The 20,536-nt window shown below is 34.0% G+C and carries 15 protein-coding genes; 8 read left to right on the top strand and 7 right to left on the bottom strand.

Annotation, left to right across the window (positions count from 1 at the left end):
* Positions 1-5 precede the first annotated feature (5 nt).
* Complete coding sequence (locus tag AC07UM_RS13465; RefSeq protein WP_494693851.1) at positions 6-1,442, top strand: serine hydrolase; 1,437 nt, start codon at positions 6-8, stop codon at positions 1,440-1,442.
* 56 nt (positions 1,443-1,498) lie between these two features.
* On the opposite strand, the gene AC07UM_RS13460 is transcribed toward AC07UM_RS13465, so the two are convergent.
* The 5 genes from AC07UM_RS13460 to AC07UM_RS13440 form a co-directional block, all read right to left on the bottom strand.
* Positions 1,499-2,017: a DUF2911 domain-containing protein gene (locus AC07UM_RS13460; protein WP_494683642.1), complete on the bottom strand. Its 519-nt coding sequence runs from the start codon at positions 2,015-2,017 to the stop codon at positions 1,499-1,501.
* Between the two features lie 32 nt (positions 2,018-2,049).
* On the bottom strand, positions 2,050-3,741 hold the full coding sequence (locus AC07UM_RS13455; protein ID WP_494683641.1) for a sodium:solute symporter family protein: 1,692 nt from the start codon (positions 3,739-3,741) through the stop codon (positions 2,050-2,052).
* A 100-nt stretch (positions 3,742-3,841) separates the two neighbouring features.
* A complete protein-coding gene (locus AC07UM_RS13450; protein ID WP_494683640.1) occupies positions 3,842-6,346 on the bottom strand; it encodes a PIG-L family deacetylase in 2,505 nt (834 codons plus the stop codon).
* Positions 6,347-6,787: 441 nt separating this feature from the next.
* The gene (locus tag AC07UM_RS13445) at positions 6,788-7,588 is read right to left on the bottom strand and encodes a Cof-type HAD-IIB family hydrolase (RefSeq protein WP_494683639.1); all 801 of its coding nucleotides are present in this window, start codon (positions 7,586-7,588) and stop codon (positions 6,788-6,790) included.
* Positions 7,589-7,707: 119 nt separating this feature from the next.
* The gene (locus AC07UM_RS13440) at positions 7,708-8,097 is read right to left on the bottom strand and encodes a VOC family protein (protein ID WP_209805086.1); all 390 of its coding nucleotides are present in this window, start codon (positions 8,095-8,097) and stop codon (positions 7,708-7,710) included.
* A gap of 104 nt (positions 8,098-8,201) precedes the next feature.
* Here AC07UM_RS13440 and AC07UM_RS13435 point away from each other — a divergent pair, with 104 nt between their 5' ends.
* Both AC07UM_RS13435 and AC07UM_RS13430 read left to right on the top strand, forming a co-directional pair.
* Positions 8,202-9,371: an MFS transporter gene (locus AC07UM_RS13435; RefSeq protein WP_494683638.1), complete on the top strand. Its 1,170-nt coding sequence runs from the start codon at positions 8,202-8,204 to the stop codon at positions 9,369-9,371.
* A 3-nt stretch (positions 9,372-9,374) separates the two neighbouring features.
* Positions 9,375-10,124: a DeoR/GlpR family DNA-binding transcription regulator gene (locus AC07UM_RS13430; RefSeq protein WP_494683637.1), complete on the top strand. Its 750-nt coding sequence runs from the start codon at positions 9,375-9,377 to the stop codon at positions 10,122-10,124.
* A 354-nt stretch (positions 10,125-10,478) separates the two neighbouring features.
* On the opposite strand, the gene AC07UM_RS13425 is transcribed toward AC07UM_RS13430, so the two are convergent.
* Both AC07UM_RS13425 and AC07UM_RS13420 read right to left on the bottom strand, forming a co-directional pair.
* Entirely contained in the window at positions 10,479-11,150 is a 672-nt protein-coding gene (locus tag AC07UM_RS13425; RefSeq protein WP_494683636.1) for a hypothetical protein, read from the bottom strand.
* Between the two features lie 1,060 nt (positions 11,151-12,210).
* Positions 12,211-12,756: a hypothetical protein gene (locus AC07UM_RS13420; protein WP_494683635.1), complete on the bottom strand. Its 546-nt coding sequence runs from the start codon at positions 12,754-12,756 to the stop codon at positions 12,211-12,213.
* A 488-nt stretch (positions 12,757-13,244) separates the two neighbouring features.
* On the opposite strand from AC07UM_RS13420, the gene AC07UM_RS13415 reads away from it, so the two are divergent.
* From AC07UM_RS13415 to AC07UM_RS13395, 5 genes are all read left to right on the top strand, one after another.
* On the top strand, positions 13,245-13,493 hold the full coding sequence (locus tag AC07UM_RS13415) for a transcriptional regulator (RefSeq protein WP_494683634.1): 249 nt from the start codon (positions 13,245-13,247) through the stop codon (positions 13,491-13,493).
* Between the two features lie 530 nt (positions 13,494-14,023).
* A complete protein-coding gene (locus AC07UM_RS13410; RefSeq protein ID WP_494683633.1) occupies positions 14,024-15,601 on the top strand; it encodes a class I SAM-dependent DNA methyltransferase in 1,578 nt (525 codons plus the stop codon).
* Positions 15,601-17,427, top strand: coding sequence for a restriction endonuclease subunit S (locus AC07UM_RS13405; RefSeq protein WP_494683632.1), 1,827 nt, complete (start codon positions 15,601-15,603; stop codon positions 17,425-17,427). Before AC07UM_RS13410 ends, AC07UM_RS13405 begins: the two co-directional genes overlap by 1 nt.
* Positions 17,424-19,070, top strand: a complete 1,647-nt coding sequence (locus AC07UM_RS13400) for a restriction system-associated AAA family ATPase (protein ID WP_494683631.1) — start codon at positions 17,424-17,426, stop codon at positions 19,068-19,070. Before AC07UM_RS13405 ends, AC07UM_RS13400 begins: the two co-directional genes overlap by 4 nt.
* Entirely contained in the window at positions 19,070-20,158 is a 1,089-nt protein-coding gene (locus AC07UM_RS13395) for a hypothetical protein (protein ID WP_494683630.1), read from the top strand. Before AC07UM_RS13400 ends, AC07UM_RS13395 begins: the two co-directional genes overlap by 1 nt.
* Positions 20,159-20,536: the final 378 nt, after the last annotated feature.

Genomic DNA, 20,536 nt, shown 5'->3' with positions numbered 1-20,536 from the left:
TTAAAATGAAGAACCGATTTTTCTTACTAACACTAACTATTTTATTTACCAATACGTTTTCTGCCCAGGGGTTAAATAATCCCAAAGAAACAAAGAAGATCCATCAAAATTCGACGGAACAAAAATCAGAAATCAATCAAATTGATTCCTTAATGACAAAATCTTACGAAAGAGGTTTGTTCAATGGAAATGTCATTATTGCTAAAAATGATAAAATTATCTATCAAAAATCATTGGGTTTTACCGATGAAACGAGACAAACTCCTTTAAACAACAAGTCAATATTCAACATTGGCTCTATTGCAAAGGAATTTAATGCTGTTGCCATCATGATTTTAGTTGAACGTGGTCTTCTTAATCTTGATGACCCGATTTCCAAATTTGATTTGGGATTACCGAAATGGTCGAAGAAAGTAACCATACGTCATCTGATTAATTATGCCAGTGGTATTCCTCGAATAGAATCAGGGTTAACGATTATCAATGATGAAGGCGCTTGGAATATTCTGAGAAGCAATGAGAGTCTACTCTTTGAACCAGGAACCAGTTACAGGTATGATAATGGCAATGTCTTTTTGCAAAGAAGAATTATTGAAAAAGTAACCGGAATGTCTTTTCAGCAATTTGTCATTAAAAACATTGTTAAACCTTTGAAAATGACCAATTCCGTATTTGATCCAACATTTGGCTCTACAAACAGAACCTCTTGTTATGATATGGACAATGTCCGATGCCCGGAATTGAAATTTATTAGCGGCTGGCTTTGGGTAGATATCAATGATCTCTATAAATGGATTGAAGCAATGAATTCTAATCGTTTAATATCCAAAAAATCCTTTCAAACTTTATTGAATAACCCATATGCAAAAGAGGAAGGTGGATCACTTGGCAGATACTTTGAAAAAGAAGACCTACAAAGACATAACGGAGTTTCGTATAAATTTGAATCCATCTTTTTAAACGATTTTAAAAATAAAATTACAATAATTCTGGTGTCCAATAATCTCAATAGAGTTTGGGATTTGGGATATATTATTCACAACCTGATGCTAGGGAAAGCGTATGAAATTCCTAAAAAATCTATTGAGCAAGCGATAAGAAAAGAATCTCTCAACGATGTAAATAAAGGCATAGAGACTTATTATTTACTCAAAGAAAAATCTAAAAATGAATATAGTTTTGAGAACCCGGCAGAACTTAATAAGTTAGGGTATGAATTATTAAGAACTGGCAAAAATAATGGGTCAATAGAAATATTTAAATTGGCGACAAAAGAGTTTCCTAAAGATGCTAATCTTTTCGATAGTTTAGGAGAAGCCTATTTTACAAATAAGCAATATGATTTAGCATTAGAGAGTTATAAAAAAGCTATCAATCTTGGCGGAACCAAGGGTAATGCTGAAAAAATGATCGATAAAATTGAAAAAGAAATAGGGAAGTAAAATTTTAAACAAAAAAATCCCGGATTAACCGGGATTTTAATTTCTGATATTCAAATTTATTTGATCTCTACAGGAACTGAGATTTTATCCCAATCCATTGTGAATCCATTATTGTTTATTTTATACACTAAAGTTTCCTGTGTTGCTGGCAAAGCTTTTGTTTTTACATCAACACGTAAAGCATCTTTAGACTCTTCGTATTTATAAGCACCCCATTGTTTTGGCTCTTTGTTAAAAATCGCAGTCCAGGTTCCGCTTTCTTTAGGGATTAAGAAAAAGCTGTATTTACCTGCAGGCAGCGGTTTACCCTGAACGGTAATATTTTTATCCGTTTCAAAAGTAGTTGCTTCATTGGCACCCGCACGCCAAACTTTATTATAAGCTTCTAAACCACCCCAGATGGTACGCCCTTTTACAGAAGGACTGCTATAGGCAATGGTAATGGTGGCATCTTTAATTTTTCCCGTTGCAGTAGCCGGAGGGCTGGCAGGTTTTTTAGTATCCTGTGCAAAAGCATTCATGGAGATTGTCATTGTCGCAACAAGGACGGCAGCAGATTTAATGATCGTTTTCATAATATTTTTATTTGTATGTTTACTTTATTCGTTTACGAATTTACTGCTTTCTCCTTATAAAACAATAACCCGATTGTCGAAAATATAATGACTGCCGCTGCCCCGATTACGTTAAGCCAAAGGAAAGAAATAATATCAAACTTATAAACGGCAATAACCGTAATTTCTGATAAAATTGCAGCAATAAATACATTCGCGCCGTCGATTTTTTTATAGTAAAATGCAACAAGAAAAATCCCCAATATCGGGCCGTAGAAAAGAGAACCCAATACGTTAACCGCTTCAATAAGGGAGCCCATTTGAGTGGCAAACATGGCAACGCCGATTGAGAAGATTCCCCAGGCTAAAGTGTGCAGGCGGCTGTACTTCAATTCGGTGGCATCATCAGGAATTTCTTTTTTAAATATCAAATGAACATCTTTTAATGAGCAGGCGGCAAGGGAATTCAGCGCTGCAGAAATGGAACCCCAGCTGGCCAGAAAAATGACGGCAAACAGTAACCCGATCATTCCTACAGGCAGGGTATTTTTTACGAAATACAGGAAAATATAATTGGTATCCGTTTTCTCAGCATTATAGTTTGAACTATTGATCGCTTCCTCTACCCTGCCGTGAAGTGCTTTTACCTGGGTTTGTGTGTTTTTAAAATCCTGAATTGTTTTGTTAAGCCGGGGAGAATGAGTTTCTTTCAGTTTTAGAATTTCTTTCGATTCTGCATTAAATTTTATTTGTAAATTCTGGTGTTCTTTTTCAAAAACCGCGGCCTGTTCAGGTTGTGTTTCCTTTAAATGTTGATAAGAGCGTTCGTTAAAGTAAATCGGAGCCGGTTTTAGAGAAAAGAAAGCGAAAAGCAAAGCACCAATCAGGAGGATAGCAAATTGCATCGGAATTTTCACCAATCCGTTTAGCAGCAAGCCCATTTTTGCATTGGTATTGTCCTTCGCAGTAATATATCTCCCGACCTGACTCTGGTCCGTACCGAAGTAAGAAAGTGCCAGAAAAAAACCACCAATTAATCCACTCCAAATATTGTATTTATCTTTCCAATCGAATTCTGTAGTGATTACATTGAGCTTTCCGGATTTCCCTGCCAGGTACAATGCATCGTTAAAACCAATTCCATTCGGCATATTCTGAATAAGCAAATAACCTGCAAAAGCCATGGTTCCCAGAATAATGAGAAACTGTAATTTTTGGGTATGAGCGATCGCTTTTGCTCCACCAACATAGGTGTAAATCAACAGAATACCGCCTGTTAAAACATTGGTTAGATAAATATTCCAGTTTAAAACACTTGACAAGATGATGCTTGGAGCGTAAATGCTGATTCCTGTTGATAAACCTCTGGAAAAAAGAAAAAGCAGTGAAGTGAGTACCCTTGTTTTCTTATCAAAACGGTTTTCAAGATATTCATAGGCGGTGTACACATTTAAGCGCTGAAAAATCGGGATGAAAGTGATACAGATCACAATCATCGCCAAAGGCAGACCAAAGTAATACTGAACGAAACGCATGCCGTCTGTATAAGCCTGACCCGGTGCTGACAAAAATGTAATAGCACTTGCCTGTGTGGCCATAATACCTATCAGCACAATGTACCAGGGCATTTTATTATCCGCTTTCAGGTAGGATTCGTTGCTTTTTTGCCCACGGCCGATCAATACGCCGTAAACCACCACTGCAACAAGTGTAAAAATGAGAACTGTCCAATCTATATTACTCATGCCCAGAATTTAGTAAACCAATAATAAAATGCGATCTGCAATACTAATGCGGCTGCTAATAGTATGTACCAGGTATTCCAATTTTTAAGTTTATTGTTCATCAGTTTTTCTGTGCAGATAAAAAGTTAAAAAATAAACGCGCTGCCCCCACATTTCCTGCAGGCAGCTGTCTGAAAAATGCCAGCGGTGTATAAATAAAATTACCCTTCCCGTATTGGGCGTATAAAGTTGATCCCTGCAGAGGCTCTTCACCTGTATCGTGCATTTCAAAAAGCGGTTCATATGCGGCATCCCATTGAACAGGGAAATAGGCGCCACGCTCCTGTACCCAGCCCTTAAAATCATTCGCCGTAATTTTGTTCGGAAAGTTCAGTAATTTATGATTGGGATTTAAAAATTTCACCGCAGCATTTTCTTCGGTAACCCGCTTATTGGCAATGCTGAAATTGTACATCCCCAATTGGTCTACGGTGGTATCCTGATTGGTGTTATACTGCATCACCAGATTACCTCCGGATTTTACATAAGACCATAAAAAAGGCATCCAGCGGCCCAGCTTTTTCTCTGTATTATTAGCACGAACACCCAGTACGATGGCATCATACTGCGATAGCTTGTTTTGACTGGCATTTCCGGCAGTTTCATCTAATTTGCCATAAAAATCTTCGTCTTTCAAAACATCTACCTGAATACCTGCCATGCGTAGGAACTCAGGAATGAAATCGCCCGCTCCTTCTATATACCCCACTTTTTTAACCTTCGCCTGAATATCACCTTTCATTACGGGTACCGTTGCAGGCGAGAAATATTGTAAGGAGGATAAATGTGGGTACTGAATTAATACTTGTTTTTTATGATAAGTGACTCCATCTGCCACAAAATTGGCATCCAGTTGCAAGCGGGATGAATGTATTGCAGCAAGCTTAGCTTTTGGAATAACGTAATCGATGGTCGTATCTTTTCCATTGAGCGAACTTATATTGGTACTGCCTAATCGTTCTCCGTTATACATTAGGTTTAGAACACCGTTATTGTACTTTTTGTTAGAATTAGCCTTAACATTTAAACTCAAATGTAAATCTTCATTTTCTTTGACCCAATAAAGGGGTTGCGTAAATTTCAGTTCCAATGCAGGAACAATGCGCAGGGCTTCGACCACATCACCACGTACCGGATCTAATTTCTTGAAAGATACAGGAAGTTTAACCTTAAAATTTTCCGAACCTATTTTTAAACCAAGTAAGACATTCAGTGGTGATTCTGCCTCAGGCAAACCGATTAAAGTATCATTCGGAACAGAGAACGTTGCCGAATTTGTGGGAGATTTTACCAACCAGTAAGGTTCTGTAAGTGTAGCATCTGCAGGAATCTGAATGTCATGCTGAATGGTAATTAAAGAATCTTTTGATAGTTTTCTATTGAAGCTTTCTGACTGGCTTAACCATTGTACATTTTCTAAAACCACAGGATTTGCAGCTCTTGAAATCAGATTTAATCTGAAATTGTAATGATCCCCGGCAACAGCTTCAGCCTGATTGGTCACTACCTCGCCCATAAATCCGGCACAGCTTAAAATGATATTGTCAAGAGATTTAATTTTATCCTTTTTTAGGTCTCCATCCTTTAGCGCCACAACCTTTTTTCGCAAAGCAAGCAAGGCAGGTAAACTGAGATCAGGATTATTGAAATTGAAATTGGAAATAATTTTATCTAATGATTGGTCAATATCAGTGTTTCCTTTTGCGGTCCAGGTTGTAACGACTCCATCAAAAAGTGTTGTTTTTGCAGGTTCACCAGCAACGTGGGCAAAATATTCAGTTCTGATGCCAGCCACAGACTGTGTTCCCGCACCCTGGCTTTTATGTAAACTTCTGCTTAATCCTGCCAATTCTCCATAGCCCATTCCCAGTTGCGCATCATATTGTCCAACGGTAACTTTCAGTTGATTTTCAGCGGTTGTATTGACCCCGCCAAAGCGGAAGGTATTCCATAATACGCGTTTTGGCTGCCATACATTGACATATTTCAGCTGATCCGGGAAAGCTGTTTTATCACCTGCCAGCTTAAAAGCTTTTTCCGCCACCACCGCCGAAGCCGCATGTTGTCCGTGCCCTGCTGCCGCAGTAGGAGGAAAACGACAAATGATAACATCCGGACGGAATTGACGGATAACCCAGACTACATCCGCTGTAATGCTGTCTGCATCCCATTGCTTAAAGGTATCAGTCGTATTTTTAGAGAACCCGAAATCAATTGCCCGGGTAAAAAACTGCTGGGCGCCGTCTAACTTTCTTGCCTCTAAAAGCTCATGCGTTCTGATTAAACCCAATGCAGCACCCTGCTCTGTTCCTAATAAATTCTGACCACCATCTCCTCTGGTTAAAGACAAATAACCCGTTTCCACATTTTGGTCATTGATGAGCCAGGAAAGTAATCCTGTATTTTCATCATCAGGATGAGCCGCAAGGTATAAAACTTTAGGCAGCTGTTTAAGTGTTTTGAGTTCACGGTAAATTTCAGATGATTTTGAAGGACGGACCTGCTGGGCCGAACAAAAAACCGTATAAAATCCAAGGATAAATACAGTGCTTACTTTTTTGAACATTTAATTTTACTTTGCAGAGCAAATATAAGTAAATCATCTTTCTTTCAACCTTAAAAAGAAAAAGCAATGCGCTACTCCAAATATTCTGTTATATTCTTCGGAAAATATTTGTGTGAAGATAAAAGACAATCAAAGCAAACTAAAGATCAACAACCTCAACTTCAATTGTTTTTACTGCTTACTATTACGTAGTAAGAAGCTTCATCTACAATAAAATCACCTGATAAAAATTAAGCTTTATACTTCTTGTTTAATGGGCCTCAACCGAACCCAATCACATACAAAAGTGTTGAAGATACTTTCACCGACATCACAAAAAGCTAAACGGCGCCCACTCAATACAGTAGGCGCCATTTTTTATTGATAGAGTTTCTTCCTTTACGGATCTCTATCATTTTTTCTGCTCAATATAATTCCAAAACCATTTTAGTGCAATCCAATTTAACGCAATAGCCCAAAATGTATTAAAGCCGCCTCTACCCCATGATGATCAACTTCCTCAGTGACAAAATCAGCAACTTCTTTAACGTTGTCTCCCGCATTACCCATTGCCACCCCAATTTTCACAAACTTTAGCATAGAAATGTCATTTCCTCCATCTCCGAAGGCCATCGTTTCAGATATATCAATATTAAAATGGTCACAGAAAAACTCCACCCCTTTCTGCTTGCTTATTCCACCGGGATTGACGTCTGCAAACAATGGTGTCCATCTCGATGAAAGTGAGTTGGGCATCACTTCCTGCATAAAAGATCTTTCATCCTCAGGATCAATAAAAACATTGACCTGCAGAACATTTTCTATATCAAGAGTTTCTTTATCATACAAAGGCGGCACCGGAAGATTCACGTGAGTATATAATTCAATGACCTGCGAGCTTTGGTGACTGATTCTTACTTTATCCTCATACATTAATGAAAAACTCACCGTTGAGTTTTCCGAATAATGAATCAAATTTTTGATATCTTCAGGATGAATAGCTTGTCTAAACATAACCTGGCCATCAATCGTCATACAGTAACCGCCATTAAATGTAAGAAAGCCATCAAATTCGATATGTTTAATATGGCCCAGATCATTGATTGATCGGCCTGTGGCTACAATCACCTTAATTCCTTGTTCCCTGAGATTTTTGATTGCTTTCTGAGTTGATTCCGGAATGGTTTTGGTTTTTAAACTCATTAATGTGCCGTCAATATCAAAAAAGACCGCTTTTATATTGGGATTTTTTACTGCATTCATACTACTATTACGATAACCTTTATTTAATAAAAATACAAACAATAATCTACCAGAGTCTTATTGATCGTAAATTTCACATTATTTTAACGTTGGGATCATTGATGAAGAATATGGTAAGATTAAGCTGATATTTCAACGTAATTTCCTTCCGGATCTAAAACTACACTTTCGTAATAGCCATCACCCGTTGTTCGTGGTTCGCTTTCAATTGTGTAATGATCATTTCTTAACCTTTCAGTCAATTCATTGACAGCTTCTTTTCCCCCTACCGAAATTGCAAAATGAGCAATCCCTTTACTGAAGCCCCTTTTCCCACATTCTTCATTGATATCAATTCTATTCATAATTTCCAGGCGGGCTTTACCTTCACCGAATGAAAGAAAATAGGAAGAAAAGCCTTTCTTTTCATTCATGTACTTTTCATTACTTGTGGTATTAAAATACTTCAGATAGAACGCCCGCATCTTTTCCAAATCATCTACCCAAATCGCTAAATGTTCAATTTTCATAATGTAAATTTTTTCTTAAGTCTATAATTAATTTATCTCATCTTTTAAATACACATTTGCAAATTTATGCAAATTTGCTTAATATTGCAAAATAATATTTACATATGCTAGAAAACAAAATATTAAAAGCAAAACTGGCAACACAATTTATATTCCTCGTTTGTGGTCTTGCTATTTCCAGCTGGGCTCCAATGGTCCCTTTAGCAAAAGACAGACTTTCACTAAATGAAGCTGAATTAGGACTTTTACTTCTTTTATTAGGCGGTGGTGCATTGTTTATGATGCCATTATCCGGATTCTTTATCAGTAAGTTTGGAAGCAGAAAAATAATTCTTACGGCTGTTCTTATGGTAGCATCAATACTCCCTTTCTTACTTATTATTCATGATATATACTTAATGGGGGCTGCGATATTTGCATTTGGCTGTGGTATTGGTACCATCGATGTGGCGATGAACTCTCAGGGAGTTCAGGTTCAAAATGCTTATGGTAAATCCATTATGTCCTCTTTACACGGGTTATTTAGTGTTGGAGGATTATTGGGTTCTATTGGTTTAGGCTTCTTAATGAAAATTGGACTTAATCCCATATATGCAGCGATTACCATATCTGCTCTATTGCTTCTATTATTGGCTTTTCAATATAATAACTTATTGAATGACAGCTCAGAAAAGGAAATTATTCAGAAGTTCTCTCACGTTGATGAAACTAAAACAGTAACTCAACGTTTCCAATGGCTTAACGGAACAGTACTCGTTTTAGGTTTTATGTGCTTTATTGTTTTTCTTTCCGAAGGAGCAATGCTGGATTGGAGCGCTATACTTTTAAGAGATCATAAAGGAGTCGAATCAGAATTTTCAGGAATTGGTTATGCCGCATTTTCAGTGGCTATGGCTGTAATGAGATTGACAGGAGATTCTTTAGTCAGCAAATTAAACGGTAAAATTGTTGTTATTGGAGGAAGTATAATCGCTTCTTTCGGAATTTTAGTTTTACTATTTAGCCCTTGGATCTCATTGTCACTGCTTGGATTTATCTTATTGGGTATTGGTGCTGCTAATATTGTTCCTGTTTTTTTCAGTGAAGGCGGACGAATTGCGGGATTATCTCCAACGGTTACCATTCCGGTTATTTCGACCATGGGATATGCCGGTCAATTGGCAGGACCTGCACTTTTAGGATTTATTGCCCATCATTTTTCTTTGACTGTTGCTTTTGAAAGCATAGCTTTGTTGTTTGTTATTGTAGCCATCATCTATAAATTCAGAAAATAATTTATGCTAAAAGAAGAACGTTTTGAAGTCATTCTTAATGAATTAAAAAACAAGAAAAAAGTCAAATTCGAGGATTTGGCAGTTCAGCTGCATGTTTCTGAAGATACGATACGAAGAGATATTGATGCCCTGCACCGCAATGGCTTATTATCAAAAGCCAGAGGCGGAGCCATTCTCAGAGAAAAAGATCCATTAACTTTTCAGGACAGACAATCTTTCCTTACTCAAGAAAAAGATATTATTGCTTTAAAAACACAGCAGTTCATTAAGAACGGAATGACCGTTTTTATGGATGGAGGTACCACTATTTTGGCTGTAGTGAATTCTATGCCTTTGGATATTAACATCAAAATTATTACGAATAATTACTCTATTACTTCCATCATTGAAAAATTTAAAAATGTTGAACTGATACTTTTGGGAGGGAATTATGAGAGGAACCTTGCTGTTACATCCGGGTTGACTACTTGCTATGAAGTCTCCAAGTATATCGCAGATCTTTTTATTATGGGAACTTGTGCTGTAGATCCTGTTTATGGAGTATCCGCAATTTCTACGAATGACGGAGAAACAAAAAAAATGATGGTACAGTCTTCTAAAAAAATAATTGCACTCGCGAGCCGAAATAAATTATCCCAAACAGAATCTTTTAAAGTATGTGGTATGGGTGAAGTGGATACTTTAATTACAGATTTGGATTCTAATGATTCTAATCTCAATGATTTTAGAAAATTAAATATCCAGATTGTATAGAAGCTTTTATTCTCCCTGTTTTCCAATGGCTCCTGTTTTGGAGTAAGTGTAAAGAAAATGATCTTATTTACCAGCCCAAAGTTGGGAGAATTTGCATAGCAGGGATTTTTTGGAAATTATCGGATCAAACCTTATAGGTTTTTAATAGGCATAAGTTTTAAAACCTATAAGGTTTAGTCTCTTTATAAAATCAGCATCATCTACAAAATCAGCGAGAGAAAAAACATTCACAAACATCCATGAAGTTTGTGGAAAATTCTTTTAATCAAAAACCCAAAGATCGACGAATTTAAAAGGAACAAACGGTTCGATAATCCTATATACATTTTTTTCAAATAAAATGTATACAGGTTCTTATGTTTTTCTAATTGTATTCCGCGTAAGATAGATATAATTAAACATGCAAAATGTGGCTATCGCCCCAAACGTATGCCATAGAAAGTGGGTTCCGAAACTCAACCAGTCCTGTTTATCAATGATACGGAAGGTCAATGCAAAAACAAACGACAATACCGCAAAGCCTACCCATTTGCCGGCTTTCCAGTGGGTATAGATCAAATATCTTATTACCGAGAAAACTACCAAAGAGGCCATGATTGCATAGTTTACATTGATAAAGAGAGAAGGGTTATCTAGCAAAATCCAATTTCTTAAACCAAACATCAATATCAGATATCCCAGAACCATTGCAACAGCATAGTACCACCTGGTGCTCCGAGTTACAAAATAAAATCCAGCCGACAGACACAATAACATAATAGGCAGCCAATCCATCATAATAAATACCGGCCACTGTCTGAATGAATGATAAACAGTTCCTCCTATGGCACCAATGTATAATAAAACCAGGCAGTACGTTAAAAAAGGATATTCTTTAAAATTACCCTTCATTTTAAGGGTCCAAAAAATGGCTATGGCTAAAAAAAATACAGCAGTTATTGCATTGAATGGCTCAGGGAAAAACTGGGCCATATCTGTTTCTTTATATAACATGCCTCCGTCCGGAGGTAGTGGGTTTATTGGCATTGTCTTTTTTTATTATATTTTCAGGCATGCTTTAGAGTGCAAAATACAAACACAAGCCATTTTTTTTAACATTCGTAAACATGGATACTAATACACTTCTAAATATAGAAAAAATTATGGCATTATATACCTGGATGTGTCCAATTACACTTTATAAAATATTTTTAACACTTTAGCTATTTTTAAGTTTCAAGCTTTCCGTATATCAAGTACCCCTAAGTTTTATGAAAATCTTTGATTTTCTTTTGAAATGTAAGCTTCGTCAAAATCGATTGGAAATCGATTCACTCTTAGCTCACTTAAAACAAAACGTAATAAGAATAAAACTTTGCGTTAAAAAAAATTATGTATTCAATTAGAATTGGATGGATTTTTAAACGCAAAGGAGTAGTGATTCGAATGTTTTATTATAAGGGAGCAAAGATGGGCGACTTTGTCGCTGAATAAGCTATAACCACAAATCGAAGATTATCTCCTGTTAGTCGATGAATGTTATTTCGACGTAGTCAAAAGTCACAAAAGTTTTATGAACACTTTAGGAGAATTGAGTTACAAATAAACCGGTGAGAAGTTCACATAATCTTTGATTTTCTTCTTCAGTGGACTTTTATGCTGTATTATTTTAAACTTTCTTAAGTGATCTAGAGTGTTCCAAATAAAAGATTGTATGAATTTCATTGTGTTTGAAGAATTGCAAACCTGTAAAAGTGTAAACAGGTTTTTTATAAAAATGTTAATGCTACTTCATATCTCAATCAACCAGATTGATTATAAAACATATAATAATCAATAGATTATGTTTGAAATTATTTTTTGATTAAAAAAATAAACGCAAAGCTCATTAATGATTCCGCTTTATTGTAAGTAGGCAAAGGGATGCGACTTTGTCGCTGATAAAGCGGTATGCTTATATATCCGCTTCGACGAATCAACGAAGTTGATTCTGTCCTTTGCTCCCTTACAAACAACAGTTTCAAAAATGAAAACTTTGCGTCAGAAAAAACACATCATCATTATATTAATCATCTATAGCAAAAACGCTCAACCTTTTCAACCTTCTTTATTCTGAATGGGTGTCAGCCATCTTCTTTTCTCTCCTTCTTTGAAGTATAAGGTGTGCGGCATCCAGCATTTTAACCGTATGGATGTAGGGCATCACGATATTCCTTTCGGGTAGATTTTCATAGACACCCATGGAGAAATAGACGATTCCGGACATAAAATAATCAAATTCTTTGAGGGTGTATTCCCTGAATGCTTTTTTGAAAACCAGCAGAGGGTTCCGGTATTCTTTCTCCGAAAGGAGGCCAAGAACCCACGGGGAAATCTTTTCCGGCCGGGTATCGACAGTCCATTGCCTTTCCTTAAGCATGATGAGATAGCCTGCCCGGATCAACGACCTCATCGAATGGTAAAACTCAAAGGTCACCGCCGGATCTTCATTGATCCAACTATTCCTCTTTACCGCATAATTCATCAAATTGCTGAGCAATTCTTTGGAAACATCCAGCTCATTGAACTGAAAGAAAGTTTCCATCAGCTGCAACCCGGAGCACTTCTTGCCTGCCCGAAACCGGGTATTAAAATCTGTTTTTATCTTTTTCATTGTTTGTATTTTTAGAATGCATGAGACTACCAGCCTACTGATGTACGCTGAGCTGTATGATAAATGATGAATAGAAATAAATCTGTGTTCCCGTGAAAGCCCTGAAGCCGCAATGGATTGTACACTCCATTGTATCCTATCATGATACTTTATGTAGTGAAGCAGCTTAGAAAAAGATGATTGTAGAAAAGCAGAACAGCATGAAATAAAAACGGCATGGGACTCTACAATATCTGAACTAGAGGTACTGGTATACCCAACACACAGATAAGAGAGCCCACGCCTAGGTCGTGAGCTTCCCGCTTATCGTCTTGTGTGTTTAAAAATTACCAGTTTTCTAGTACAAGATTCTAAGCAATAGCTTCTATTATTCTTTGAAGTATCGCAAAGCTACATTTATTGTAACCTATTCTACAAATATAATAATAATTTGTTATTGCGCACAGAAAACCGCATTTTTTTTTCTCTCTTTCTTTTAATTTGCCCTAATGGAAGAGGAAAAAGACGTAATTGTTGCTATTTGCAAGTATGTATACTCCAACTGGATTTCAAAGGCAAAATCACAGAGAGAATTTGCGTCTAAATGTGATATAGAAGAAAGCACTGTAAGAAGAATCAAAAATATAGCATTAGGCACATCGAAAACCGATTACAATATGTCTGTAAAGACCATAGCTAAAATTTGTCGTAAAAAAGAAGTTACCTTAGAAGAATTATTCCAAAATATAAAAAAGTGAAGAGGTTCTCTCAAAAGTCCCCTCTCTATGGCTTCTGTTTGAAAACTTTTTACATTTAGGAGATTCTTAGAATGTTATTTTACCTTTTAAGACAATTTCTTTCTTTTATTTACTGATTGCCCTGTAAAAACTATTCTAACATTGCTAGAGTACTTATTCTGTTTAGTTTAGTTCCTTTTTTGTTTTTGTTATCTGGGCTATTTTAGTTATTACCCTTGTTAAAAATCACATCAAGAATTTAAAATTCAATTCTACTTATTTTATTATTTTTATGTAATAGCTATCTTAGCAGATTAATTGAAAATTAATATTTATTCTTACTCATTAAAATTTTGCATGAATTAGGAATTAAAATGTCAGAAATAAAAAATTTAGGATAGATAAAGTTCAGACCAAATCTCATGAGGATATTAAAATCGATTATCAAGAAAATACCGGATAATAAAAGATCCAGATTATTATATAAAAAATAAAAAAACAACTTATGTGCTTTTTACCATTAGTTGAATGCTTTAAATAATTAGAATATCATGTTGACACAAAAATTGAAGAGTAAAGTAGCTATATTATGGGATAAGTTTTGGGCTGGTGGTATATCAAACCCACTTAATGCTATAGAACAAATCACATATCTACTTTTTATCAAGCAACTAGACGAAATGGATAAAAGGAAAATGAGTGATGCTGATTACAAGGGCGAAAATTTTAAATCCATTTTTTCAGGAAAATATTTTCCCCCCGGTGTAGACGAAAAAGACGAAAAAAATGCAATAGAAAAGGAAACATTGCGTTGGAGTTTTTTTAAAACTATGCCTAGTGATGACATGTTGTTACACATACAAAGCAGAGTATTTCCTTTTATAAAACAATTAGATGATGCTAATTCGTTTTTCACAAAACACATGGCAAATGCTGCTTTTTTGATTCCTAGCGGAAGAATGTTAACGGAAGCGGTTAAAACCATCGATGATATTTATAAAGAACTAGAAAAAGAAAATCGCTTTATTGATGCACAAGGAGATTTCTATGAATATCTTTTAGATTCATTGCGTAGTTCTGGTAAAAACGGACAATTTAGAACACCTACGCATATTATTGAATTAATTACAGAATTAGTTGAACCAAAATTAGGATATAAAATTGCAGATCCGGCAAGTGGTACAGCAGGTTTTCTTTTGGCCGCTTATAAGTATATTATTACTGAATTTACAAGTAAAGAATACAAACAAAAAGACGATAATGGCTTTGAAAGAGGAACGCTTGCTGATAAGTTGGTTGATGAACAAGCTAAAAAAATTCTAAACGAAGAAACATTTTATGGCTTTGATATTGACCCAACCATGATTCGAATAGGGTTAATGAACTTAATGATGCATGGGATAACGCAACCTAAAATTGATTACAAAGATACTTTAAGTAAAAATTACAATGAAGATAATTTTTACGATGTAGTAATGGCAAATCCACCATTTGCTGGTAGTATGGACAAAGGAGATTTAAACCCAAGCTTTACCGTTTCATCTACCAAAAGTGAATTGTTATTCTTAGAACGAATATACAAAATGCTTCGCATGGGTGGTACAGCTGGAGTAGTTGTACCACAAGGTGTTCTATTTGGAGCAGGAAATGCGTTTGTTACAGCAAGAAAGTTGTTAATAGATAAATGTGAGCTAAAAGCAGTTATTACAATGCCAAGTGGTGTTTTCAAGCCCTATGCAGGTGTAACTACAGCTATCTTATTATTTACAAAAGGTGGTGAAACAAAAGATGTTTGGTTTTACGAAATGCAAGGTGATGGCTTAAGTTTAGATGACAAAAGGGCTGAAAAATTTTTACCTAATGGTGAAAGAGATTTTGAAGATCTACATGTTATTATTGATAAGTACAAAAAAAGAAACTCTAAAAAGGAAACTGACATTACTCAGCAACATTTTTTTGTGCCTAAACAAGAAATCATTGATAATGGGTATGATTTAAGTTTAAGTAAATACAAAGAGGAAGTTTATGAAGAAATCAAATATGATAAACCTAAAATAATTTTGGAAAAGTTGTCAAAATTAGAAGAAAAAATTAATGATTCTATTGCGGAATTAAAAGGTGTATTATAATGAAATTAGAAAGTTTAGGAAATATTGCTCAAATTATTGCAGGACAATCTCCACCTTCTTCAGAATATAACAAAAAGGGGGAAGGCGTGCCTTTTTTTCAAGGTAAAGCAGATTTTGGTTTAACAAATCCTATTGTTAGAAATTGGACTACAAAAACAACAAAATTAACTGTTCCTGATGATATTTTAATATCAGTTAGGGCACCTGTAGGTTCTGTAAACATAAACAATATTGATGCATGTATTGGTAGAGGCTTGAGTGCAATTAGAGTTAAAAAAAACATCTCAAGAGACTATGTTTATCAATATTTAAAAGTCAATGAAAAGAGAATTTCTAAAATGGGAGTTGGTTCAACTTTTACAGCCATTAATCAAAAGGATTTAGCTTCAATTAAAATTCCTTTACCAGAAAACTTAGTTGAGCAGATACGCATAGCAGAAGTACTAAACAAAACAGAAGCCTTAATAAATCAACGTAAAGAAAGTATCATTTTTTTAGATGACTTTTTAAAAAGTACTTTTTTAGATATGTTTGGTGATCCTTTTAAAAACGAAAAAAAATGGATAAAGACAAGTGTTGACAATTATACTGATTGCATTGTTCCTGGAAGAAATAAACCAAAATCATTTACTGGAAATATTCCATGGATTAGAACAGAAGATTTAAACAACAAATCCTTTTTTAACAAATCAAAAGAAAATATTGGTTTAACTCTTGAAGAAATAACTAATGTTAGAGGTAAAATTATACCCTCAAATAGTGTAATAATGACCTGTGTAGGTCAACTAAATATTATATCTATCAATAAAGTTGAATGTATAATAAACCAACAGTTGCATTCATTTCAATGTTACCGAGAATTAAATAATATTTTTTTAATGTTTGCTCTAGGTTTTGAAGAGCGATTTATGTATGCAAATGCTTCTAAAACAACAGTTGCATATATGAACAAAAGTATTTGTAATTCGATTCCAATAATTGTTCCTCCAATCAAACTCCAAAACAAATTTGCGACAATAGTAGAAAAAGCAGAAAAAGTAAAAGAGCATCATAAAGAGAGTTTAAAAGAGTTAGAAAACTTATTTGGTTCACTTAGTCAAAAAGCGTTTAAAGGTGAGTTAGACTTAAGTAAACTAGATGTAAGTGCTCAGATAAAAGAAATTGAAAAGAAAATTGAAGCAGAAAGTATTTTAGACATTAGTTTAGAAACCAAGTTATCCAAATCAATGCAACAGTTTATCAAACAAACCGCTGATATTCAAAAAAGCATTGCTTTAGCGAATAATATGATACCAAAAGCTTTATTTGAGCAAATTGAATCTATCAATAAAATAGCTAGTCCATTTCAAAATTTAAAACCGTATCAAATTCCAGAATCTTTATTACAGGCAATGAAATCTTTTGACGGGATTAAGTCAATAACAAGTCAACTCAATCAAGAAGCCAAAGAAAAGTTTAAAACAAAACTTACATGGGAAGAAGTTAATTTTGAAATGGTAGCCAATTGGATAAAAGAAGAATATTCAGAATATTATTTTAACAGTGAAATATTAATGAATTTTTTAGAAAGTGAACGAGTTATTTTTTCTAATTATCATTCATCTGAAGAATTAAAAACAAATCCAAAATTAAATGAAGCAGATGATATAAAATCATTTGTTTTCTCTGCTTTAAAAGGTAAAAATCAATTCATAAAATTAGAGCAGTTTTTTTATGACGCAGTAAATGAAAATATTCAATTGAATCTTCGTAACGAAGATTATGAAGTTATAAAAGACAAAGGCGATCAATTACGCTCAGGTGTTTATTTTAAAGTAGTCGAATGAAGATAAAAAGTGTAAAAATTTTAGGTGATAATTTCAGAAGTCTTGCAGCGAACAAACTCTATGAATTCAATGTTTCATTTAGAGAGGATAGGCTATCCACAAAAGTTTTTGCAGGATTAAATGGAAGTGGTAAATCGAACTTTTTAGAGTTGTTTTCAGAAATTTTCTACTTCTTAGAAATATATCATTTAGATACAGTTAGCGAAGAAGAAAAAAACAGTAAAAATTTTGGGTTTGAAATAGAATATTTTCTACCCTACAAGAGCTCATCAGTTATAATAGGTGAAATTGAAGGTTCTGTTAGTTACGATAAACACATAAGAATCATTAAACCTATAGATTACAAACCAGAATTTTCTGTTAGTATTGATGGAGCTATAACATTTGAAAGAGTTGATGAAAATACTCATTTACTACTCCCGAAAAAAATTATAGCGTACACTTCAGGCCAAAATGAGTTGATAAGCAATCCTTATTATAAATTAAAATACCATTATTTTAAAGCCTTTGAAAACAAAGGTAAAATAGAAAAAGGAGATGAGTTAGCAGAAAACCATAGATTATTCTTTTTAGATTATAATGCAAACTTTTCAATCTTCATTGCAAACATGTTGTTGGGAGAGGACACTAAAGTTAGCATTCTAAAAAAAGTACTTCAAATTGAAAACCTAGTTTCATTTCGAATTACACTAAACACAGATGATTTATTTAAAAAAGTTTTACCAGTAAGTGAAAACATTGCTGAAAATTTAGAAAAATTAAAATGTTGTGCTACGCTTTGGAAAGAAAAAAAAGTGGGAAAATATAATCTCTTATTATTAGATTTTTCAATTGATGAAGCTATAAAAGATACTTTTAAGTTTTATTTTAAAAATGCTTTTTCCCTGTTCAAGGTATTTTATGAGCTAGAAATTTTCAATTTATATTTAGTTAACTCAATTACAAGAAGACAAATTCTAAATGCAAATAAAACATTAAACATTTCAGATGAAATGTCTAAACCTGACCCCTCAAGGTTAGTTTTTAGAATTGAAAAAATAGTAATAAGTAAAATTTTTGAGGAAGGAAAATCTGAAAAGGATATTTATTATAAATCATTATCAGATGGAGAACATCAGTTCAACGAGGTAGTTGGAACTGTCATGATGATGCAAGATGAAGGATGTTTGTTTTTAATGGATGAACCAGACACCCATTTCAATCCACAGTGGAGAGCTAAATTTATAAAAACATTAAATCTTGCAGCAGCCAAGTCTTATGATAGTAAAGGTAACATAGCAACCGTTAGAAATCAAGAATTGATACTCACAACCCATTCCCCTTTTGTCATTTCAGATTCATTTAGTGAAGATGTATATAAATTTGAAAAAGTTAACGGTTTGATTCAATTTACAAATCCAAAATTTCAAGTATATGGTACTTCTGTTTCAATCATTTTAGATGAAATTTTCGAGAAATCAGAAGGAATTTCAGAAATGGCTAAAAAAGAATTAATTGATATGGTAGAGAACATCCAGACGATGAAGGATTTAAAAAATGTAGTTGAGCGATTAAACAGAGACTTTGGTGATTCAGTGGAAAAATTCGATTTATTCAGTAAACTTAGAAATATAAAAGAACAACTTGAAAAAAGAGAAAAGTAATGCTTTATTTCTATAAATCCATATCGCCACACCCTATAGAAAATCTACATAATTATTTAGATTTTTTCTTCACAAGAATGTTTGATGATACTCAAACAGTTTATTCCCATGGTTATTTAATTCATCCAGATTTTCAAGATATTATAGATAATTATAAAACTCAAATAGATGTTAAATTAGAAGCTCTGTTCAATGCTTATATAGCATTACCCACTCCACAAGATAAAAATAAAGTAAAAGATGCATATACAAATAATAATAATGTGGAAGGTATATGTAATAATGTGATAATGCCATACAAATATGAAGATCTTCATGAAAGCATAAGAAAAGAAGTCAAAGAACTGTATGATTCTGAAGGTGTCTTATATAATATGCTAACTTCTAAAACTGCATATAAATTGTTAAAGGATAAGTGTGGTGATTTGATAACTCATTTTAATACATTCCGAAATCTAAATAAAACATCTGTCTGTCCATTTTGTGGCATGGAAAGTTTGCTTCCAATTAATGATAAAGCTAAAAACGATTATGACCATTACATCTCTAAAGGGAAATATCCGTTTTGCAGTATAAATTTTTACAATTTAGTTCCAACTTGTGGAAATTGTAATAAAGCCCCAAATAAAGGACAAAAAGACATACCATACAATATCAAAGTCAATCCAATCATTAGAGAAGAAGTATTTTATCCATATTCAAACATAGATAATCATGAAATAATTTTAAGCATTATATCTCCAGATACAAACTTAGATGATTTGAATAAGTGGAATTTACAAATTGATTGTACACCTACCATAAACTCGACTAGAAAGGAACGTTGGATGGAAATTTATGACATTGAGTATAGATACAAAACTAAAATTTCTGGAGATAACTACGATTGGAAACAAAGAATTGTTAATGAATACCACAGGAAATGTAAAAAACGAGGGGAAACATTTGATACTTTCAAAGAAGATATACTTGAGACCTTCAAAGATTATTTAAAATATAATAATGGAATTCTAAGAAAAACATTTGATGAATTTATTATGAATGATCCAGATTGTGAAGCAAAATTATCTGGAAAATTCGTTATTTAGATTTAGATATGGATTTAATTCATCTACTCTCCAAAGTCTACTAACTTGTTTTTTATAAGTATTGCCAATTTATTGAGCTACAATGGTGGTATTAATTTACATGGATTTGATGGATATAAATACGGAGCTAACCAACCCTTGTCCAAATATTAAACGGTCAAAAACCAGCTAACTCGAAAGCAATCCCCTAGCTCTCCGAAGTCTCCTAACTTCGGAACAAGTTTAAAGAAAATAATCTTATTTACCAGCTTAAATTCTCACAACTTTCCGCAACAAAAATCAAAATAAAAAAAATCCCAGCTTTAGAGTGCACCCAAAAGTTTAGACAAAATTAAATAATCTTTTGATAATAAAGAGTTCGATATTCTATCGGACTCT

This window comes from Chryseobacterium sp. GW821-FHT04C04 (assembly GCF_059420365.1).
Note: the sequence above shows the minus strand (reverse complement) of the source record. Positions and strands in the feature narration are given on the sequence as shown.

What these genes read in the sequence shown, in the direction of transcription:
- AC07UM_RS13465 (WP_494693851.1), top strand. Translation starts at nt 6, where the DNA reads ATGAAGAACCGATTTTTCTTACTAACACTAACTATTTTATTTACCAAT.
- AC07UM_RS13460 (WP_494683642.1), bottom strand. Translation starts at nt 2,017, where the DNA reads ATGAAAACGATCATTAAATCTGCTGCCGTCCTTGTTGCGACAATGACA.
- AC07UM_RS13455 (WP_494683641.1), bottom strand. Translation starts at nt 3,741, where the DNA reads ATGAGTAATATAGATTGGACAGTTCTCATTTTTACACTTGTTGCAGTG.
- AC07UM_RS13450 (WP_494683640.1), bottom strand. Translation starts at nt 6,346, where the DNA reads ATGTTCAAAAAAGTAAGCACTGTATTTATCCTTGGATTTTATACGGTT.
- AC07UM_RS13445 (WP_494683639.1), bottom strand. Translation starts at nt 7,588, where the DNA reads ATGAATGCAGTAAAAAATCCCAATATAAAAGCGGTCTTTTTTGATATT.
- AC07UM_RS13440 (WP_209805086.1), bottom strand. Translation starts at nt 8,097, where the DNA reads ATGAAAATTGAACATTTAGCGATTTGGGTAGATGATTTGGAAAAGATG.
- AC07UM_RS13435 (WP_494683638.1), top strand. Translation starts at nt 8,202, where the DNA reads ATGCTAGAAAACAAAATATTAAAAGCAAAACTGGCAACACAATTTATA.
- AC07UM_RS13430 (WP_494683637.1), top strand. Translation starts at nt 9,375, where the DNA reads ATGCTAAAAGAAGAACGTTTTGAAGTCATTCTTAATGAATTAAAAAAC.
- AC07UM_RS13425 (WP_494683636.1), bottom strand. Translation starts at nt 11,150, where the DNA reads ATGCCAATAAACCCACTACCTCCGGACGGAGGCATGTTATATAAAGAA.
- AC07UM_RS13420 (WP_494683635.1), bottom strand. Translation starts at nt 12,756, where the DNA reads ATGAAAAAGATAAAAACAGATTTTAATACCCGGTTTCGGGCAGGCAAG.
- AC07UM_RS13415 (WP_494683634.1), top strand. Translation starts at nt 13,245, where the DNA reads ATGGAAGAGGAAAAAGACGTAATTGTTGCTATTTGCAAGTATGTATAC.
- AC07UM_RS13410 (WP_494683633.1), top strand. Translation starts at nt 14,024, where the DNA reads ATGTTGACACAAAAATTGAAGAGTAAAGTAGCTATATTATGGGATAAG.
- AC07UM_RS13405 (WP_494683632.1), top strand. Translation starts at nt 15,601, where the DNA reads ATGAAATTAGAAAGTTTAGGAAATATTGCTCAAATTATTGCAGGACAA.
- AC07UM_RS13400 (WP_494683631.1), top strand. Translation starts at nt 17,424, where the DNA reads ATGAAGATAAAAAGTGTAAAAATTTTAGGTGATAATTTCAGAAGTCTT.
- AC07UM_RS13395 (WP_494683630.1), top strand. Translation starts at nt 19,070, where the DNA reads ATGCTTTATTTCTATAAATCCATATCGCCACACCCTATAGAAAATCTA.